Origin of the sequence: Oceanobacillus sp. E9 (assembly GCF_001741975.1) — a bacterium.
GTDB classification, from domain to species: domain Bacteria; phylum Bacillota; class Bacilli; order Bacillales; family Amphibacillaceae; genus Oceanobacillus; species Oceanobacillus kimchii.
The window spans coordinates 158,089-176,721 of record NZ_LSNA01000005.1; the positions used below are offsets into that span (position 1 = coordinate 158,089).

General features: G+C 34.2%; 23 protein-coding genes and 2 other annotated features. Of the genes, 21 read left to right on the plus strand and 2 right to left on the minus strand.

Features of this window, described 5'->3' with window-relative positions:
- Nucleotides 1-132: 132 nt before the first annotated feature.
- The 15 genes from AQ616_RS04465 (at nt 133) to AQ616_RS04535 (ending at nt 13,553) form a co-directional block, all read left to right on the plus strand.
- Nucleotides 133-1,164 (plus strand): glyceraldehyde-3-phosphate dehydrogenase, encoded by a 1,032-nt coding sequence (locus AQ616_RS04465; RefSeq protein WP_069685167.1) that lies wholly within the window; start codon nt 133-135, stop codon nt 1,162-1,164.
- 401 nt (nt 1,165-1,565) lie between these two features.
- Nucleotides 1,566-1,952: a hypothetical protein gene (locus tag AQ616_RS04470; RefSeq protein ID WP_017797270.1), complete on the plus strand. Its 387-nt coding sequence runs from the start codon at nt 1,566-1,568 to the stop codon at nt 1,950-1,952.
- 19 nt (nt 1,953-1,971) lie between these two features.
- Nucleotides 1,972-2,445: a transcriptional regulator NrdR gene (gene nrdR, locus AQ616_RS04475; protein WP_026133794.1), complete on the plus strand. Its 474-nt coding sequence runs from the start codon at nt 1,972-1,974 to the stop codon at nt 2,443-2,445.
- Nucleotides 2,446-2,470: 25 nt separating this feature from the next.
- Nucleotides 2,471-3,805 (plus strand): replication initiation and membrane attachment family protein, encoded by a 1,335-nt coding sequence (locus AQ616_RS04480; protein WP_069685168.1) that lies wholly within the window; start codon nt 2,471-2,473, stop codon nt 3,803-3,805.
- A 25-nt stretch (nt 3,806-3,830) separates the two neighbouring features.
- Complete coding sequence (gene dnaI, locus AQ616_RS04485) at nt 3,831-4,757, plus strand: primosomal protein DnaI (RefSeq protein WP_069685169.1); 927 nt, start codon at nt 3,831-3,833, stop codon at nt 4,755-4,757.
- Nucleotides 4,758-4,926: 169 nt separating this feature from the next.
- A complete protein-coding gene (ytxC, locus tag AQ616_RS04490) occupies nt 4,927-5,772 on the plus strand; it encodes a putative sporulation protein YtxC (protein WP_230199348.1) in 846 nt (281 codons plus the stop codon).
- A gap of 55 nt (nt 5,773-5,827) precedes the next feature.
- Nucleotides 5,828-6,063, plus strand: a binding site (T-box leader).
- A 53-nt stretch (nt 6,064-6,116) separates the two neighbouring features.
- Nucleotides 6,117-8,057, plus strand: coding sequence for a threonine--tRNA ligase (gene thrS, locus AQ616_RS04495; protein WP_069685170.1), 1,941 nt, complete (start codon nt 6,117-6,119; stop codon nt 8,055-8,057).
- Between the two features lie 312 nt (nt 8,058-8,369).
- Nucleotides 8,370-9,878, plus strand: coding sequence for a glycoside hydrolase family 10-like protein (locus AQ616_RS04500; RefSeq protein ID WP_069685171.1), 1,509 nt, complete (start codon nt 8,370-8,372; stop codon nt 9,876-9,878).
- A gap of 167 nt (nt 9,879-10,045) precedes the next feature.
- Nucleotides 10,046-10,175, plus strand: a sequence feature (ribosomal protein L20 leader region).
- Between the two features lie 66 nt (nt 10,176-10,241).
- Nucleotides 10,242-10,748 (plus strand): translation initiation factor IF-3, encoded by a 507-nt coding sequence (gene infC / locus AQ616_RS04505; RefSeq protein WP_011066546.1) that lies wholly within the window; start codon nt 10,242-10,244, stop codon nt 10,746-10,748.
- A gap of 33 nt (nt 10,749-10,781) precedes the next feature.
- On the plus strand, nt 10,782-10,976 hold the full coding sequence (gene rpmI / locus AQ616_RS04510; RefSeq protein WP_011066545.1) for a 50S ribosomal protein L35: 195 nt from the start codon (nt 10,782-10,784) through the stop codon (nt 10,974-10,976).
- A 29-nt stretch (nt 10,977-11,005) separates the two neighbouring features.
- Nucleotides 11,006-11,362: a 50S ribosomal protein L20 gene (gene rplT / locus AQ616_RS04515; protein WP_017797263.1), complete on the plus strand. Its 357-nt coding sequence runs from the start codon at nt 11,006-11,008 to the stop codon at nt 11,360-11,362.
- Between the two features lie 94 nt (nt 11,363-11,456).
- The gene (locus AQ616_RS04520; RefSeq protein WP_017797262.1) at nt 11,457-11,735 is read left to right on the plus strand and encodes a DUF1294 domain-containing protein; all 279 of its coding nucleotides are present in this window, start codon (nt 11,457-11,459) and stop codon (nt 11,733-11,735) included.
- Nucleotides 11,736-11,804: 69 nt separating this feature from the next.
- The gene (locus tag AQ616_RS04525) at nt 11,805-12,413 is read left to right on the plus strand and encodes a TVP38/TMEM64 family protein (protein ID WP_017797261.1); all 609 of its coding nucleotides are present in this window, start codon (nt 11,805-11,807) and stop codon (nt 12,411-12,413) included.
- A 67-nt stretch (nt 12,414-12,480) separates the two neighbouring features.
- Entirely contained in the window at nt 12,481-13,251 is a 771-nt protein-coding gene (locus AQ616_RS04530; RefSeq protein ID WP_017797260.1) for an aminoglycoside adenylyltransferase domain-containing protein, read from the plus strand.
- A gap of 14 nt (nt 13,252-13,265) precedes the next feature.
- Complete coding sequence (locus AQ616_RS04535; protein WP_069685172.1) at nt 13,266-13,553, plus strand: TIGR04104 family putative zinc finger protein; 288 nt, start codon at nt 13,266-13,268, stop codon at nt 13,551-13,553.
- Nucleotides 13,554-13,700: 147 nt separating this feature from the next.
- On the opposite strand, the gene AQ616_RS04540 is transcribed toward AQ616_RS04535, so the two are convergent.
- Nucleotides 13,701-14,090: a sigma-w pathway protein ysdB gene (locus AQ616_RS04540; protein WP_069685173.1), complete on the minus strand. Its 390-nt coding sequence runs from the start codon at nt 14,088-14,090 to the stop codon at nt 13,701-13,703.
- A 115-nt stretch (nt 14,091-14,205) separates the two neighbouring features.
- Between AQ616_RS04540 and AQ616_RS04545 the strand changes: the two genes are divergently transcribed.
- From AQ616_RS04545 to AQ616_RS19135, 6 genes are all read left to right on the plus strand, one after another.
- Complete coding sequence (locus tag AQ616_RS04545) at nt 14,206-14,694, plus strand: dUTP diphosphatase (protein WP_069685174.1); 489 nt, start codon at nt 14,206-14,208, stop codon at nt 14,692-14,694.
- Between the two features lie 24 nt (nt 14,695-14,718).
- Nucleotides 14,719-15,804 carry a M42 family metallopeptidase gene (locus AQ616_RS04550; RefSeq protein WP_017797256.1) on the plus strand — a complete coding sequence of 362 codons (1,086 nt, stop codon included), beginning with the start codon at nt 14,719-14,721 and terminating at the stop codon, nt 15,802-15,804.
- 330 nt (nt 15,805-16,134) lie between these two features.
- Nucleotides 16,135-17,118 (plus strand): ring-cleaving dioxygenase, encoded by a 984-nt coding sequence (locus AQ616_RS04555; protein ID WP_069685175.1) that lies wholly within the window; start codon nt 16,135-16,137, stop codon nt 17,116-17,118.
- 103 nt (nt 17,119-17,221) lie between these two features.
- A complete protein-coding gene (locus tag AQ616_RS04560; protein WP_017797254.1) occupies nt 17,222-17,446 on the plus strand; it encodes a DUF1659 domain-containing protein in 225 nt (74 codons plus the stop codon).
- A gap of 32 nt (nt 17,447-17,478) precedes the next feature.
- The gene (locus AQ616_RS04565) at nt 17,479-17,694 is read left to right on the plus strand and encodes a DUF2922 domain-containing protein (protein ID WP_017797253.1); all 216 of its coding nucleotides are present in this window, start codon (nt 17,479-17,481) and stop codon (nt 17,692-17,694) included.
- Nucleotides 17,695-17,754: 60 nt separating this feature from the next.
- Nucleotides 17,755-17,889, plus strand: coding sequence for a YvrJ family protein (locus AQ616_RS19135; protein WP_017797252.1), 135 nt, complete (start codon nt 17,755-17,757; stop codon nt 17,887-17,889).
- A 75-nt stretch (nt 17,890-17,964) separates the two neighbouring features.
- Here the strand turns inward: AQ616_RS19135 and AQ616_RS20035 are convergent, their stop codons facing one another.
- Nucleotides 17,965-18,579 carry a lytic transglycosylase domain-containing protein gene (locus AQ616_RS20035; protein ID WP_017797251.1) on the minus strand — a complete coding sequence of 205 codons (615 nt, stop codon included), beginning with the start codon at nt 18,577-18,579 and terminating at the stop codon, nt 17,965-17,967.
- Nucleotides 18,580-18,633: the final 54 nt, after the last annotated feature.

Sequence of the window (18,633 nt, forward strand, 5' to 3'; positions counted from 1 at the left end):
GCTATAATGATAACATAATATATAGAAGAAATGCCTCTTTTTCATTATTTTCAACACAATAATGATTATTTGTGTTATACTAATTTTGCATAATGGATTATGAGTATATCATAATTAGGGGGATTATTTCTTATGAATACAAAACGTATCGCAATTACTGGATTTGGACGAATAGGACGAATGATTTTTCGACAAGCAATACAAAATGATCAGTTTGAAGTAGTCGCTATCAATGCTGGTTACCCATCTGAGACATTAGCACATATGGTGAAATATGATAGTGTACATGGAATTTTTGACGGAGAAGTGAAAGCGCTTGAAGGTTATTTAGAAATAGATGGAAAAAAAGTAAAAATCGTTAACAATAGACAGCCTGAACTTCTTCCTTGGGAACAGTTGGACATTGATATTGTTATAGAAGCTACTGGGAAATTCAACTCAAAAGAAGAAGCGGGATTGCATATTAAAGCAGGAGCAAAAAAAGTAATTATCACTGCTCCAGGAAAGCAAGTAGATAAAACAATTGTTATGGGAGTAAATGAAGCTGAATATATTCCTAAAAGAGATGATGTAATTTCGAATGCTTCATGTACAACAAATTGTTTGGCACCGGTTGTAAAAGTTATTGATGATCATTTTACGATAAAAAATGGATTAATGACTACAGTCCATGCTTTTACGAATGATCAAAAGAATCTAGATAATCCACATAAAGATTTACGAAGGGCAAGAGGATGTACACAATCAATTATTCCAACTACAACAGGAGCTGCAAAGGCGCTCGGAGAAGTTTTGCCGCATTTAAATGGAAAATTACATGGGATGGCTTTAAGGGTACCTACGCCTAACGTATCTTTGGTTGATTTGGTAATCGATCTAGAAGAGAGTGTTACAGTCGAACAATTAAATCGATTATTTAAAGATGCATCAAAAGGATATATGAAAGGAGTATTGGAATACTCTGATGAACCTCTTGTATCAATTGATTATACAACAAGTGAATTCTCCGCTATTATTGATGGATTATCTACCATTGTAATGGAGGGAACCAAAATAAAAGTAATTGCTTGGTATGATAATGAATGGGGATATTCTAAACGTGTTCTTGATTTAGCTCTTTATGTGGGAGACCGTTTGGAAAAAGAAATGAAAGTATCGTCATAATCAAGATCTATTTATAAAACAAAGCATAGACTGAAGATATCTTGGAAGTTTAATTAAATGAATAGGAATGGACAATAGAAGGGTTAAGTTAATTTCTCCCTTGATATTGTCCTTTTTTATATTGCTTAAAAAATGCATACTAAACGAACTAACTCCTGTTCATAGAATAAGATTGAATCTAGTTTGAAAGTGTGTGTTGATTTAATGAATTCATTTTCTTCACTTAATCTGTGAACTAACTGCCTGTTGACACTCTAATCTGTTTATTGTTAAAATCTTAATTTGTTACTTTATATAATATCCCTACTTTATTTAACTAGAGCATTTGTTAAAAACATGTTAAAATAATAGAATAATAATTAGTTATACTAATTCTATGAACGTATGAGGTGTGTTTCTAAATGTCAATCGGCTATAAGATAAGGAAGTTTTTTAGTAATCATGTAGAAACAAAAGATCGTCATGAGGATAAAAAGTTGCAGACCCATTACTATAAAGCAAGCAAAGATTCCGTAATGAAAGTCATTGAAACCTATTTTCAATCGAAAGATACATATTCTATCAATGCTGTTTCTAAGGAGCATGGTGAGATAAGTGCAACAACCAAAAAAGGCAAGAGAGTCTTTGTAGTTGCAACTATTATTATGGTGCGCCCTTATCATACTGCTGTTGATTTTTCTGTGACTACAGAAAGTTTATTGCAAATAGATTTTGGACACAGTTCTAAAGTTATTCAAGAATTATATGAACATATGAATAAAGAACTTCAACTAATTACGGAACATTAAAGAATGGGGTTGAACAATGATGCGATGTTCCAATTGTGAAAATAAAAATACAAAAGTCTTGGACTCTCGACCGATAGAAGAAGGAAGAGCAATTAGGCGACGTAGAGAATGTGAACGGTGTGGCTTTCGGTTTACTACTTTTGAACGAATTGAAGAAGTTCCTTTAATTGTGGTTAAGAAAGATGGCGTGCGTCAAGAATTTTCGCGTGAAAAACTAACTCGTGGCCTTATTCGAGCGTGTGAAAAAAGACCAGTTGCTTTAGAAACCATAGAAAGTATAGCGTTGGAAGTGGAAAAGAAATTACGGAATGCAGGAAACCCAGAAGTTTCAAGTAACTCCATTGGTGAAATGGTAATGGAACTTTTATCCAAAGTAGATGAAGTTTCGTATGTACGTTTTGCATCTGTATATCGCCAATTTAAGGATATAACTGTATTTTTAGATGAATTAAAAGATATTATTAATACGGATAAATCGATGAAAGATAAATGAAAAAGTCGAAAGGGTGTGTGTTTACATGAACTTTATAGGGAAGATTCTTCCTATTGATGGGTATTATGTTATGAAAAAAGAACATTTACCTGTTGATTACGGCGTTTCACTTACTCAATTATATCAACCACTAATTGGTATTTATGCTGTTTCTTTGTATCACACTCTGTTGCACGATTCAAATATCCATGCTCATGTATCCCCACAAACACATCACACACTAATGAATTACCTTAATCTTTCATTGGATGAAATTTACCGATCTCGTTTGAAATTGGAAGGGATAGGTTTACTAAAAACATATAAATATAATGAAGATAATCGTGATTTTTATACATATGAATTGTTAAGTCCATATGCTCCAAATGATTTCTTTAAAGATGATATGTTGTCGCAATTACTATTACATCATATTGGAGATCAAAAGTATGATATGTTATTTTCTCATTATGTTCCTAATGAACGTGAATATGGAGAAGAAATCACGGTTGATTTTAGCGATGTCTTTCAAACAGTAACACCTACAGAAAAAGTAGCTAGAATTGAAAATTATAATAGTCAAAATAATTCTGTAAAACATGATGTTCCGATGGATTTTAGTTGGATAGAACAGATGTTAAACAAGCGAATGATACCCGCTAATCAAGTATTAACAACTGATACGAAGCGTCTGATTTACCAAATGAAAGTATTATATAATTTGGATAGTCATGAGATTGAACGTGCGTGTCAATATGCTATCAATGAATCATATCAATTTAATCAAAAAGAGTTCAAAGCAGCGTGCCATGATATTTTTCGTTCAAAAAATAATCAACAGTCCGTACGGCTATCTGAAAAAAACAACCTAGATAAGTCGTATGAAGTGACGAAACCCAAAACGAAAAAAGAACAGTTAATTTACGAATTAGAAAGAATATCACCGACTCAATTATTGAAAGATTTATCAAGAGGTAATGATGCTTCAGATCAAGATATTAAAGTAATAGAGTCTGTAATGACAAAACAAGATTTACCTGCACCAGTAATGAATGTACTTATTCATTATGTATTATTACAATCTAATATGAAACTTTCAAAAGCATATTTAGAAAAAATTGCTAGTCATTGGTCTCGGCTGAACCTTCAAACAGCAAGTGATGCAATGAATTTCGCTAGGCAGGAACAACAGAAAGCTCAATCTAAAGTTAAGAAGAATAACTATACGAGACAGCGCCAGACTGCAACTAAGGAAGTTATTCCTGATTGGTTTAAGGAACGGAAAAACAAATCACAGGTAACTTCTGAAAATCCAAACTCTTCGATGGAAGACCAAGAAAAAATAGCATCTAGGTTAAAACAATATTTAAATGAAAATTAATAAAGGTGTATAAGGGTGGTTAAGTGTGAAACCGATACAATCAGAATTGAAAGCATGGATGAAAAAAAACGAAAACTTCCAAACAAGTTATCAAAACATCCGAAAAGAAGTATTAGATGACCCATCCATAAAGCATTTTTTAACTAGCCACCCAGAGTTAACTAGTGAAATTATTGATAAACATTTAATAAAATTATATGAATATAAGTCTCAATCCAAGCAATGTGATCGATGCAAATCGCTTGGTGGATGTCAGAATATGATACAAGGATATTCTCCCGTTTTGGAGGCTGACAAAAATGAGATTCGGTTAAGTTATGAAAAATGCCACAAAAGATTGGAAGAAGAGCAAAATGAACAGCAGCAAAAGCTGATTCAAAGTCTTTATATGCCGAAAGAAATTCTTCAAGCAAGAATATCTGAGGTTATTCAAGATGAGCACCGATCAAATGCATTGGCGAAAGTTCTGGATTTTTTAGAAGCTTCAAAGCAAGAGTTACCCAAAAAAGGACTCTATCTATACGGATCGTTTGGAGTCGGAAAGACTTATCTATTAGGTGCAATTGCTAATGAACTTAAAAAACTCCAATACTCAATTTCATTAATATATATGCCGGAGTTTGTCCGTGAAATTAAGTCATCATTTAAAGATGATTCATTCAATGAAAAAATAGATTTTTTTAAAAAAGCTGATGTATTGATGTTGGATGATATGGGAGCTGAGATGCAATCTGCTTGGTTCCGTGATGAAGTATTAGGTTCAGTATTACAGTACCGTATGATGGAAGGATTACCAGTTTTTATTACATCTAATTATGACTTAGATCAACTAGAACAAGAATTATCTACAACAAGGAATGGAGTAGAACAAGTTAAAGCAGGAAGAATTATTGAGCGGATTAAACAAGTTACCACAGATGTGAAGTTGAATGGTCCGAATCGTCGTGGCTAATGAGTACCTTTTATTGAACTCTACTAAAGCAGTTCAAAAAAGGTATTTTTTAATACATTCATACCTTTTTTCGTAAAATCATTTGCTAGTTTGAGTAGTTTATTCATTTTTTTAAATGGTTGTCCATATAATGTAACAGTTCGGTTGTGGATGAGGGTGATATGTATTGGTGGAAGTATTTTTTGAATTAGACAAAGAAGTGGTAAGTTTTTGTGAATCTGTCTTTCGTAGAAATAGAAAGATGGAATTAAATTGGAAAACAAATGAAGATTGGGGAAATCATTTAACGATTGATGAAATATTACCTGCTGAAGATCTTCGTAAAACGATAAGTCAAGCGATGGCAGATGTAGTATTAACACATCGTTTAGGTAATATGATTCGAAAAATGATAAAAGAGTACTATTATACGGAACAAGAAGAAATCGAACGTATACATGATCTCACCAATTGGATTTTGACGGGGGAGGACGAGGATAGTAAGCATTTACGAAATAATAAAGATATTCATGGACTACTGACAAATTTGTTTGTAGAAAATATTGAAATTAATTCGGAAATTCATTTCGATTCATTAGTGAACTTTCGTTTATTACCTTTCCGGGATGAAATTAGAAGATGTGTCGGAGATGCAATTGATGAGTTTAGAAGAGAAGAAGATCATCAAGCATTTATTGATATGTTACGTGCCTACATACAAAAGAAAGATGTTGGTATGGAAATTATTCATATTATGCAAGGTGATACATTCCAGTTTTATTATGATAATGGGAAACAATTATCGCGGCTTGAGTTAAGAATGCTAATGCGTGAAGAACCATTATATGTTGTAGGATTACATGATAATGAATTTAATCTAGCTCCACTAATTGCTATGGGACCAAAGAAAATTAAAATTTATGGAGATGATCCATCAGAACCGAAAACATTAACGGTTATTAATGTCTTCCAAGAAAAGGTGGATTTTGAACCAACCCGCAATTTTCCTTTTTCTTACTATTTGAAAAATGATTAGACAGGCTTGATTTTCTGATATGAAAGGTCTATAATACGAATAAATGACTGTATATTTATTCGTGATGATAAGGACAAGATTATTTATATTTCATAATCTAGAGAAGGAATCCATTGGCTGAAAGATACCTTTATGAGATAAGTAATTACCACCTTGGAGCTTTGTTGGTGAATTTTTAGTAATCAGCAACGTATTTCTGCGTTAAAGATGTAATGAAGCTATCCAGATAGTTAGTAAGTTATGGATAGGAATTAGGGTGGAACCACGTCGTTACCAACGCTCGTCCCTTTGCATTAGTGCAAAGAGATGGGCGTTTTTTAATTTATTGAAAAAGGAGAATGAACATGGCAGATTTATCGATTATTTTTCCTGATGGTTCAGAGAAGCTATTTCCAGTTGGTACCACTGGTGAAGATATAGCAGCTTCCATATCACCAGGGTTAAAAAAACAAGCACTTGCAATCAAACTTGATGGTGAACTAGTCGACCTACGAAGAGAATTATCATCAGGTGGAAGCATAGAAATTATCACATATAAAAACAATGAGGGACTTGAAGTGTTACGCCATTCAAGTGCTCACTTATTAGCTCAGGCAATAAAGCGTTTATTTAACGATGTAAAACTTGGTGTTGGTCCTGTTATTGAAGAAGGATTTTACTATGATATTGATATGGAACACAAATTAACTCCTGAAGATTTACCTAAGATTGAAAAAGAGATGAAGCGTATAGTCGATGAAAACCTCGAAATTAAAAGGGTAGAAGTTTCTCGTCAACAAGCTCAAGAAATGTTCAAGGAAATTGGCGATGATTTAAAATTAGAACTTATCGACGCTATTCCGGAAAATGAACAGGTTACTATTTATAAACAAGGGGAGTTTTTTGATTTATGTCGTGGAATTCATGTACCTTCTACAAGTAAGATTAAAGCATTTAAGTTATTGAGTATTTCCGGTGCATATTGGCGTGGAGATAGTAATAATAAACAATTACAACGAATTTATGGTACTGCTTTTGAGAAAAAAGGACAATTAGAAGAACATTTGCAAATTCTAGAGGAACGTAAAGAAAGAGATCATCGTAAATTAGGAAAAGAATTAGGAATATTTACGGTCTCACAAAAAGTTGGACAAGGCTTACCACTTTGGTTACCGAAAGGAGCAACCATTCGCCGTAATGTAGAGCGTTATATCGTTGATTTAGAAGAAAGATTAGGATATAGCCATGTTTATACACCAGTACTAGGAAATGTTGAACTGTATAAAACAAGTGGACATTGGGACCACTATCAGGACGATATGTTTCCAACAATGGAGATGGATAACGAGGAACTGGTACTACGTCCAATGAACTGTCCTCACCACATGATGGTATTTAAAAACCAGCTTTGGAGTTATCGTAATTTACCAGTTCGAATCGCTGAACTAGGAACGATGCATCGACATGAAATGAGTGGTGCATTAGCTGGACTTCAACGTGTACGAGCAATGACATTAAATGACGCACATATATTTGCTCGACCTGATCAATTGAAAGAGGAATTTATTCGAGTAGTAGAATTAGTACAACATGTGTATAAAGATTTCGGTATTGATGATTACTATTTCCGGTTATCTTATCGTGATCCTGAAGATAAAGAGAAGTATGTTGATAAGGACGAGATGTGGGAAAAAGCACAATCAATGTTGAAAGAAACAATGGAAGATATGAATTTGGAATATGTAGAAGCAGAAGGAGAAGCTGCATTTTATGGTCCAAAATTAGATGTACAAGTCAAAACTGCTCTAGGTAAAGATGAAACTTTATCGACAGTTCAATTAGATTTCCATCTGCCAGAGCGATTTGACCTTACGTATATTGGGGAAGACGGTAATCAACATCGTCCAGTAGTTATTCACCGCGGAGTAGTATCAACAATGGAACGATTTGTTGCCTTCTTAATTGAAGAATATAAAGGTGCTTTTCCAACTTGGCTTGCACCGGTACAAGTGAAAATAATTCCAGTTTCATTACAAGCTCATTTAGATTATGCGAAGCGTATTGAAGAAAAGCTTCGGTACCAAGGAATTCGTGTAGAATTAGATGAACGTGATGAGAAAATTGGATATAAAATTCGAGAAGCACAGACACAAAAAGTTCCATTCGCTCTAGTATTAGGAGACAAAGAAATGGAAAGTAACAGTGTTAATTATCGTAGGTACGGAGAACAAGATACGGAGACATTGGAATTTGATAAATTCTTAAAGCTAATCAAAGAAGAAGTTGATAATAAGAAGATTAAATAAGAATTAGCAATGGGGAATATATTATTTATTATAAAAGCTGAACTGTAACGAAATGTTATTTATTTTCGTTGCAGTTTTGTTTTTTAATAAAATATATTAAAGGACAAAGTGCCCAACAATAGAGAATTAAAAGCAACTTTTGGCACTTATTTACAATAGAAGGAAGTAGTAAACTAAAAATTAATAAGAAAAAGATGTTTTCTCTCGCATTCAACAAGAAACGAACGTCTTCTAGAGCGGTAGAAATAGACACTAATCTAGAGGAGGTGAGTGGTAAGGGTATTGGATTAAAATTATAGGAGGAGAGAAAACATGAAACAAATAAAGACAAAGGGAGTTATTGTTGTATTTGTTATGTTGATTGCGATGTCTAGCCTCACTCTTACACCTTTTACCACCGCAGAAGCTTCTTTACAAAAAGAAAATCCATTTATACGAGCTTTTTGGGTACAAGCTTTTGAACCTGGCTTAAAAACTCCAGAAGAAATTGATGAACTAGTTGAAGATGTTGATGATGCTAATATGAATACAATTATTGCACAAGTGAGCAGAAGACATGATGCGTATTATTATAGTGATGTATTACCATTTACAGAAGATCCTTCAGTTCCAGAAGGATTCGATCCATTAGGTTACTTATTAACCAAGGCACATGAAAAAGGAATCGAAGTACATGCTTGGGTAGTTGTAGGTCCAATGTGGCATAGCGTATATGGTGGTGCTCCATCAGATCCAACACATATTTGGAATCTACATGGTCCGGACGCAGTAGAAGATAAATGGGTAACGGAAGATTATAATGGTACTGTTCCGTACTGGCAGCCTTATCTTGACCTTGGGCATCCTGACGCGAGAAATCATGTAGTTGAAATGGTAAATGATATTGCTCGGAATTACGAGGTTGATGGTGTTCATTTGGATTACATCCGTTACCCGGAAGACGGGAAGGGTTACAATGCTACTTCGTTAGCACGGTTTCATGAAGAGACAGGTCGATCTGATCGACCAACAGTAAATGATCAAGAATGGATCGCTTGGAAAGTAGAACAAATTGACTCATTAATCAAACGCGTATACACGGAGCTTATGACAGTTGATGCTGATGTAGAGTTAACTGCAGCAGTTTTATCATGGGGATTTCATAATCCGAGTAAAACGAATTGGTGGGATATGGATCCTGTTCAGCGAGCACATCAGAATTGGAAGGAATGGGTTCAGGAAGGTTATCTAGACTACGCTTATGTCATGAATTACGATAGTGATGCAGATCCACGCAGGGCCGTACGTTATGATCAATGGATTGAATGGCAAAAAGATTTACCGAGAAATCGAGGCATAATAATTGGGCCAGCACTCTATTTAAATACGATATCGGATAGTATGGATCAAATTCATCGTGCGTTAGCACCATCTGTCAATGGTAATATGGCAGAAGGGGTAAGTCCCTACGTATATAATATTTGGAGCAATGATGGACTTCCTCAATCTTCACTGATTAAATCGCTTTATTTGCCAACAGAACATAATGAAGGAAGGCCACCATTTGAAATACCGACAAAGTTGCCAGATCCTTCATGGCGTCAGGGAAATCATGGACATCTATTAGGCCAGCTTGCTACTGAACAATCTGCAAAAGAAGTTATACTCCGACGTGGCAAAAATGGAAAAATAATTAAAAAATTAGAAACAGATGCAAATGGTTATTTTGTGATTACTGATCTCTCACCAGGGAATTATTTTATCCACAATAAGAATAGTGAAGAACGAACAAAAGTACAAATTAAAAAGCAGCATGTAACGGAAATTCTTCTCAAAGATTAGAAGAAAGCCATGAGATAGAACGGCTTCGTTCTATCTCATGTAATTTATAAAAGTGATTGACAGTATTGCCATGACGTGATAATCTATGATAGTTGTATAAAAACTAGTGAGGCTGTATTGACGTCATAGACGAGATATGGTACACTATAAAAGTTAATAAAATGATCTAAGACAAGTAGAAGCACCCGCTTCTCACCTGATTGACACCGATTATGGTAGTTGACTGGTTCCAACCTTTTATTTAAGTGTATTTGGAGATGTGTGGGTGCAAGTATGTACCGACACTTTTTTAATTGCATAAAATAAGCTTGTCAAATAGATCAGTAACAATAATTTCGGAGGTGGCTGGCTATTAGCAAGGATATGAACGTCAATGAAAAGATTCGTGCTAGAGAAGTACGACTTATCGACTCAAACGGTGATCAGCTTGGAGTAAAATCGCGTCAGGAAGCATTGGATATTGCAACAACAAGAAATCTTGACTTAGTACTAGTAGCTCCAAATGCAAAACCGCCAGTATGTCGTATCATGGACTACGGTAAATATCGTTTCGAGCAACAGAAAAAAGAAAAAGAAGCTCGTAAAAAGCAAAAAGTCATTAATGTAAAAGAGGTTCGTTTCACACCAGGAATTGGTGACCATGATTTTGAGACAAAATTGAAAAACGCTCGCAAGTTCCTTGAAAAAGGCGATAAAGTAAAAGCTGCAGTGCGTTTCCGTGGTCGTGCGATTACCCATAAAGAACTTGGACGTGAAGTGTTAGACCGTTTCGCTGAGGAAGTAAAAGACCTTGGTACGATTGAAACAAAACCTAAAATGGAAGGCCGTAATATGTTTATGATGGTCGCTCCAATTAATGAAAAAAATTAATACGTAACAGTAGATAACTAGGAGGAATGAATTATGCCTAAAATGAAAACTCATAAAGGAACAGCAAAACGTTTTAAGAAAACGGGTTCTGGAAAAGTAAAAAGATCTCATGCATACACTAGTCACATGTTTGCAAACAAATCACAAAAACAAAAACGTAAATTACGTAAAAGTGCACTTGTTTCTTCTGGAGATTATAAGCGCATTAAAGATATGCTACCAAAATAGAAATGGAAATGAATTAGGAGGGATTTCTTATGCCACGTGTAAAAGGTGGAACAGTAACGCGTCAACGTCGTAAACGCGTATTAAAATTAGCAAAAGGTTACTATGGTTCTAAAAGAACTCTATTTAAAACAGCAAAACAGCAAGTAATTAAATCTGGTCAGTATGCTTATCGTGACCGCAGACAGAAAAAACGCGACTTCCGTAAATTATGGATTACACGTATTAACGCTGCTGCTCGTATGCATGATATTTCTTACAGCAAATTAATGCACGGATTAAAAGTTGCTGGAATTGATATTAACCGTAAAATGCTTTCTGACCTTGCAATTAGCGATGAAAAAGCATTTGGACAGTTAGTATCTCAAGCAAAAGATGCTTTAAAATAATAGTTTGATAAAGACCGGATCCAACTAGGATCGGTCTTTTTTTAAACGGACATATTGTGTTTTACTAATATAGTATAGGAAGGTAAGGTGTGCAATGGAAGAATGGGGTAGTATATTATATTATTTAGTGGCGGCGAATATTATTGGATTTGTAATGATGTACATAGATAAAAAGAAGGCTGTGCGTAGACATTATCGAATTCCAGAAAGGACGTTTTGGTTACTAGGAATCATAGGTGGAAGTGTTGGTATATATATAGGCATGCAATCATTTCGACATAAAACGAAACATCGATCGTTTACAATTGGAATGCCTGTCCTTATCGTTATTAATGTGATTAGTTTTAGCTGGATTCTACTTTTTATGTCATAAAGGCTCGTCTACTGTCATATAGATATATAGAACCTTGTATAATTAGAGGAACGGCAGAGGAGGTGGAGGATGGAATATATAGGAAATTATTTATTTTCTATTGTTGAAATGGGAGGAGTTCTCTCACCGCTTTTATTTATTATATTTCATTTATTTAGACCGCTATTATTTTTACCTGTTGTGTTTATATGTATTTCAGGCGGAGTATTGTTTGGTCCCGTAGCAGGTTCGATTTATTCAATTATAGGTATTACACTTTCAAGCCTACTGTTCTATGGTTTAATGGGATGGACGCCAAAGTCTGTTCAACGGTTGATTGGAGTTAAGCAAAAGCTGTTAGGTAAACATGCGAAATTGACTAAATCTCAGATTACTTTATTACGATTGGTTCCATTTATACATTTCCATCTGTTATCCCTATGTCTTATTGAAATAAGTAATGGGTTTAAAGATTATGCGCGATCATCATTGTTTTCAAGTATACCATTAGCAATGGTGTATACTTCAATCGGAGGCTGGATATCCAATTTGAATCCAATGTTCATCGGAATATTATTAGTTGCTTTATTACCGATGCTGTATTTATTGAGAAGAAAAGAAATCATTATCAAATGGCAAGAATTTTTCTCCGTACCTGACTCTCAACAACACACTTCATTAACCCGATCTCCTTCATAAACACACGTGAATCTACGTGTGTTTTTTGTTATAGTAAATATATACATATTAAGGTGGAAGTGGTGGGATGGAATTAGAATTAATACTGGATGTGATAAAGACTCGAATTACACAAATTTTGCATAAAAAACTAGAAGGAATTTATTTACATGGATCTATCGTATTAGGTGGATTTCAAAAAAATAAAAGTGATATTGATCTGATTATTATTATAAATCAACCCTTGTACTTACATGAAAAACATGGATTACTATCATACTTTTTATCACAATCAATGACTCCTTATCCGATTGAAGTTTCTGTTTTAGAAAAGAGTAGGTTGGAAAATTGGAGGCATCCCAGTACCTACGATTTCCATTATAGTGAATATTGGAGAGATTTTTATCAAAACACTCCAATTAGCAAAATAAACACACATCTAAAGGAAGTCCATACCGATTCAGATTTAGCTGCTCATTTGACTATTGTAGTCAATTCAGGACGGTGTTTATATGGAGAGGAAATAGGGCAACTGTTTACTACTATACCAAAAAAAGATTATCTTCTATCATTACAAGGAGAATTTAATGATTGTTTAAAATCAATAAGAGAAAAGCCGGTTTATTGTATTCTTAGTTTACTTCGTATTGAATACTATTTAGTTTTTGCTAAAATTATATCAAAACAAGAAGCAGCATTATGGGGAGTAAATGGGAATCACTCGCATTCAAAAAAGTTATTAAAAAAAATTAAATATGCATATGAAAATGAGAATAGAAATATTAAAATTTCATTGGAAGAGCTAGATGAGCTAAGAAAAGAATTTTACATTTTTTGTTCTCAATTTTCGAACGATTGAAGGAGGAATAAAAGATGGAGTTGCCACGCTGTTGGAATTGTAATCATCAATTTGTCTGGAAAGATTTATGTTTTCGTATTAAACCATGTCCATCATGTGGAGAATCACAGTATCTGACAAAAGGAAGTAGAAATAAAGCTTTGCTGTTCACTCCCATTTGTTCGATATTTATAGTGGCTATGTTAATACTCGATATAAATAATATTATTACTGCTTGTATAACAGGAGTATTACTATTAGCAATATATACCATTTGTCCACTTATTTATCAGTTTACAGACAGGGAACAACCATTTATATAACCCAAATGTTATTTATCCCCGCATGTAACGGGCAGTAATATCTCTACTTCAAGAAGATGAGTATTAGCCAATGAGGATTAACGAAGGACAAACTGCCCGTAATACAATACTTTTAGCTAAGAATTCTACTGACTCCACTAAGGTTTACTATTTTGATGATTGTAAAACCTTATTAATAGGGTGCTTCCAAGTGATCGCCGCATAGGGATAGTGAAAAATAATCTCTTCTTCTATAAAATATAAATCTTCTCTAGAAAGACCTTGAAGTTGATGTGGGTCTTTAACAGTAACATGTATATCCACTACTTCAAATTTATTATCCGTAGTACCTAAGTACTTTTCTCCTTCAAACAAACACCCCATATACGTGAGTTGAAAATTTTTTTTATCATTTTGTTCCTCATCTAATATATAAAATTGTTTATTTTTTTGAGCAAGCTTTAACTTGCGTTCCGGTTTACGTAAGTATTGTACAAGTGTATAAATAAGCAGTGCCATTGCTATTATTAGTAATATACGAAAGCTAATCACTAGCATGTAATCTACTCCTAGTTATTGTTTTTATAGTATACGTTTTAAACGAATGGAAGGTTTCACTATTATTATAATTTCATGATACAATAAATGAAAGTGAGAAGAAGGAGGGTTCAGTTTGGATTGGATATCATTATTTAATATGCAAAAACAACTAGATTCCTATATAGAAGAAAATCATGGCTTACTAAAAGCAGATTTATTCGATAAAAAGATCTTAGCATTATTAGTTGAGTTAGGAGAACTAGCTAATGAGACTAGATGCTTTAAGTTTTGGAGTAAAAAGCCAAGAAATAATCAAACTGTAATTTTAGAAGAATATGTAGATGTCATCCATTTTCTAATGTCAATTGGTATTAACAAAGGCTATGATAGCTTTGATAGTAAAACTAATCAACTTATAGATCGCTCTGAAGTAGATCAGTTTCAGATTGTTTATGAACAGACGATAATGTACAAAAATTCACCGACAAAAGCTAATTATGAGCAACTTTTCTCATCATGCATAGACCTTGGAAATTTATTAGGTTTTTCAGAAGAAGATATTCAACGTGCATATCTTGAAAAAAACGAGATAAATTATAAAAGGCAAGATCAAGGATATTAATCTGTTAAAAGGAGAAAACTACATATGGCTAAATTAGATGATACGTTAACAATGTTAAAAGAACTTACCGATGCTAAAGGAATCCCTGGCAATGAAAAAGAGGTTCGCGAAGTATTCGAGAAATATATCGCACCTTATTCTGATGATGTATCGATGGATAACTTAGGAAGCTCTATTGCTAAAAAAGTCGGCGATGTCAGTGGACCGAAAATTATGATTGCAGGGCATATGGATGAAATTGGTATGATGGTTACTCGTATCGATGACAATGGCTTTATTTATTTCCAAACTGTTGGAGGCTGGTGGAATCAAGTAATGCTAGCTCAACGAGTTACTATTATGGGTGACAAAGGTGATGTAACTGGAGTGATCGGATCAAAACCTCCTCATGTATTATCAGCTGAAGCAAGAAAAAAACCATATCAAATTAAGGATATGTTTATTGATGTTGGAGCTACTAATAAGGATGAGGTGGAATCATTTGGTATCAAACCAGGGCATTCTATTGTACCTTATTTTGAATTTACTCCAATGAAGAATGAAAAAATGTTGATGGCAAAAGCTTGGGATAATCGCATTGGGCTAGCGATTGCAATCGATGTCCTAAAACAATTAAAAGACGAAAAACATCCAAATACCGTGTATGGCGTGGGAACCATTCAAGAAGAGATCGGATTAAGAGGTGCCCGTACATCTGCTCATGCTATACAACCTGATATTGGTTTTGGCGTTGATGTTGGGATTGCTGGAGATACACCAGGAATTTCAAAGCATGATGCGGATAACAAGCTAGGAGAAGGTCCTCAAATTGTATTATATGATGCGTCAATGGTCTCTCATAAAGGATTACGTGATTTAGTAGTACAAACGGCAGAAGATAATCAAATCCCTTATCAATTTACATCGATGGCTGGTGGAGGAACAGACTCAGGATCTATTCATCTAACGGGAAATGGAGTACCGTCTTTATCGATAACTGTTGCAACACGATATATACATTCACACGCAGGAATATTGCATCGTGATGATTATGAGAATGCAGTTAAGTTAATTGTAGAAGTAGTTAAAAAACTTGATCAGAAGACTTTAGAAAATATTCGATTATCTTAATAATGTGAGTCAGGAAAACTTAGAGTGATGTAGCTCTAAGTTTTCTTTTTAATATCATAAGATGTTTGTATGAAATTCGAATGTTACTCAAGACGCGATTCTATGACCTTGAGTGAAAGTAATTATCGGTTTCCCGCCTTACCGAGATTTCTGAATCTCAAAGAAAAATTTGACCAATGTCGGAACCTCCCTTAAAAAACAGGGGAGCATCAATGTATATCTAAAGTTCGCACTCAATTTTTTCTCGAGATAATTGACAGATGTAATTTAAATTGATATATTATAATTAATTAAAGATAATTTAATTAAGAGTAAAAGAGGAGGATTTTTATGAATCCAATTAGAGGTATGCATCATGTAACTGCCATCACAAGTAGTGCAGAAAAAAACTATGAATTTTTCACGTATATTCTTGGTATGCGTTTAGTTAAAAAAACAGTAAATCAAGATGATATACAAACCTATCATTTATTTTTTGCAGATGATGAAGGGAATGCTGGTACGGATATGACATTTTTTGACTTTCCTGGTATACCAAAAGGGTCCCACGGTACAAATGAGATATACAAAACTTCATTTAGAGTTCCTAGCGATGACGCATTAGATTATTGGGTTAAGCGATTTAATCGTCTGGAGATCAATCATTCTGGAATTCAAGAACATTTTGGAGTACAGACATTGTCTTTCTCTGATTTTGATGACCAGCAATACCAGCTCGTATCCGATGAAACAAATAAAGGTGCAAAAGCAGGAATTGCATGGAAAGGTGGTCCGATACCTTTAGAATATGCAATTGTAGGTTTAGGTCCTATAGTAGTAAGAGTGGCACAATATGATTTCTTCAAGGAAATCTTAGAGAAAGTATTTCAGTATAAAGAAGTAATGAAAGAAGGATCAGAGTATCTTTTTGAAATTGGCCAAGGTGGTAACGGAGCGCAACTAATAGTTGAACATAATACGGATCTTCCAATGGCAAGACAAGGATACGGAACTGTGCACCATGCTGCTTTATGTGTTGATGAGCAAAGTGACATATATGAATGGGATAATCATATTAAATCATTTGGATTACAAACTTCAGGTTTCGTAGATCGCTTTTTCTTCCAGTCCTTATATACTCGAGTAGCTCCACAAATACTTTTTGAATTGGCTACTAAGGGACCAGGGTTTATGGGAGATGAGCCTTATGAAACACTTGGTGAAAAACTTTCGTTACCTCCATTCCTCGAATCAGAGCGAGACAAAATTGAAAGCATGGTTCGTCCTATAAATACAACTCGTAGTACTAAAACAATTGAAAAAGAATATGAATAAGTCTTTCATAAAAAGATAATCTCAGGTTTTGAGATTATCTTTTTTCTTCCCTCCTTTTTTTAATTGCATTCGATTATATGTATGAGGGAAGGAGGTGTTATATATGGCAGTAGTAGATTTAGTGGATTCAATGTTACAACTAACTTTCAATGAAGGAGTAGACCCGGAATCAGGTGAGCCAATTTTAGCGTATAAGCGTTTTAATCAAGTGAAGATGGAAGCAAATCATGAACAACTTTACAATGTTGCGACAGCATTTGCTGGATTACAGGAACATACGTTATACCAAGTAAGTCGACGAGATATATCGGACATTTATCAAAGTTAATCTAGAATTAAAATGAAAAGGGAGGGGAAAGTATGCGAAGGTTAGAGCTTAAATTTACGAATCAACTAGGCAGGGTTGTCACTTATTCACTTGATCAGCCAATTGAACCAGTTGATACAAATGCTATTAATGAGGCCATGGATACAATTATAAGTGAAAATGCTTTCACATCAAGTGGAGGAGACTTACTCGAGAAGCATAGCGCAAGAATAGTAGAACGTACAGTAGAAGATATTGAATTAGGTTAATAATATTCGGACCAGTAAAATGCTGGTCCTTTCCTTATTACAAGTGGAGGTGATAGTCATATGGATGCTTGGGTCTCTTTTTTTACCGATGTCGGTTTTCCAATTGCGGTTACGTTTTATCTTCTTCACCGTATTGAAGGAAAGCTTAATCAATTAATTGAAACGATCCATTCTCTTCCTGATAAGCTCCATTAATCAAAAAAAGCTGTCCAATCTCAAAAAAATGGACAGCTTATTGCTTGGTTAACGGATTCCATAAATAAATATAAATTACACTTGTGAAGATTGCATTACTTTTGATACATATGCTGTAGTTTCACGAAACGGAGGAATTCCTTGATATTTATCAACATTTCCTGGGCCAGCATTATAAGCAGCTAACGCTAATTGAATATTGCCGTTATAGCGTTGTAACATTTGACTAAGATATTTTGTTCCTGCGTTAATATTCTGAGCAGGATCATAAGCATTTGTAACACCTAGACCTGCTGCAGTTTGTGGCATTAATTGCATTAATCCTTGAGCACCTGCTGAACTAGTAGCATTTGGATTATAGTTAGATTCATGTTTAATTACCGCATGAATTAGTCTTTCGTCCACTCCATACTTTTGACTAGCGTTTGATATTAATTGTTGATAAGATGACACACTAGGGTTGTTCGTAGTTATAGATGAAATGTCTGTTGTATTTAAAGATGATTGCATATTATAAGGGATAGAAACCAAATTTGATCCAAAATCCAAACTTGTTCTTTTCTCTGCTTCGTTTATTTTTTCTAATAATAATTGTTGAAATGATACTCCTAAAGAATCAGTAGGATTACTTGTTTGTAGAGATGACATCACTTGATAAGGCATCATTTGCTGAAGACCATTTATATCCACTTCATCACATCCGTTTTTCTATTCTATTAATTCTATTTTAGCGGTTTATAGAAG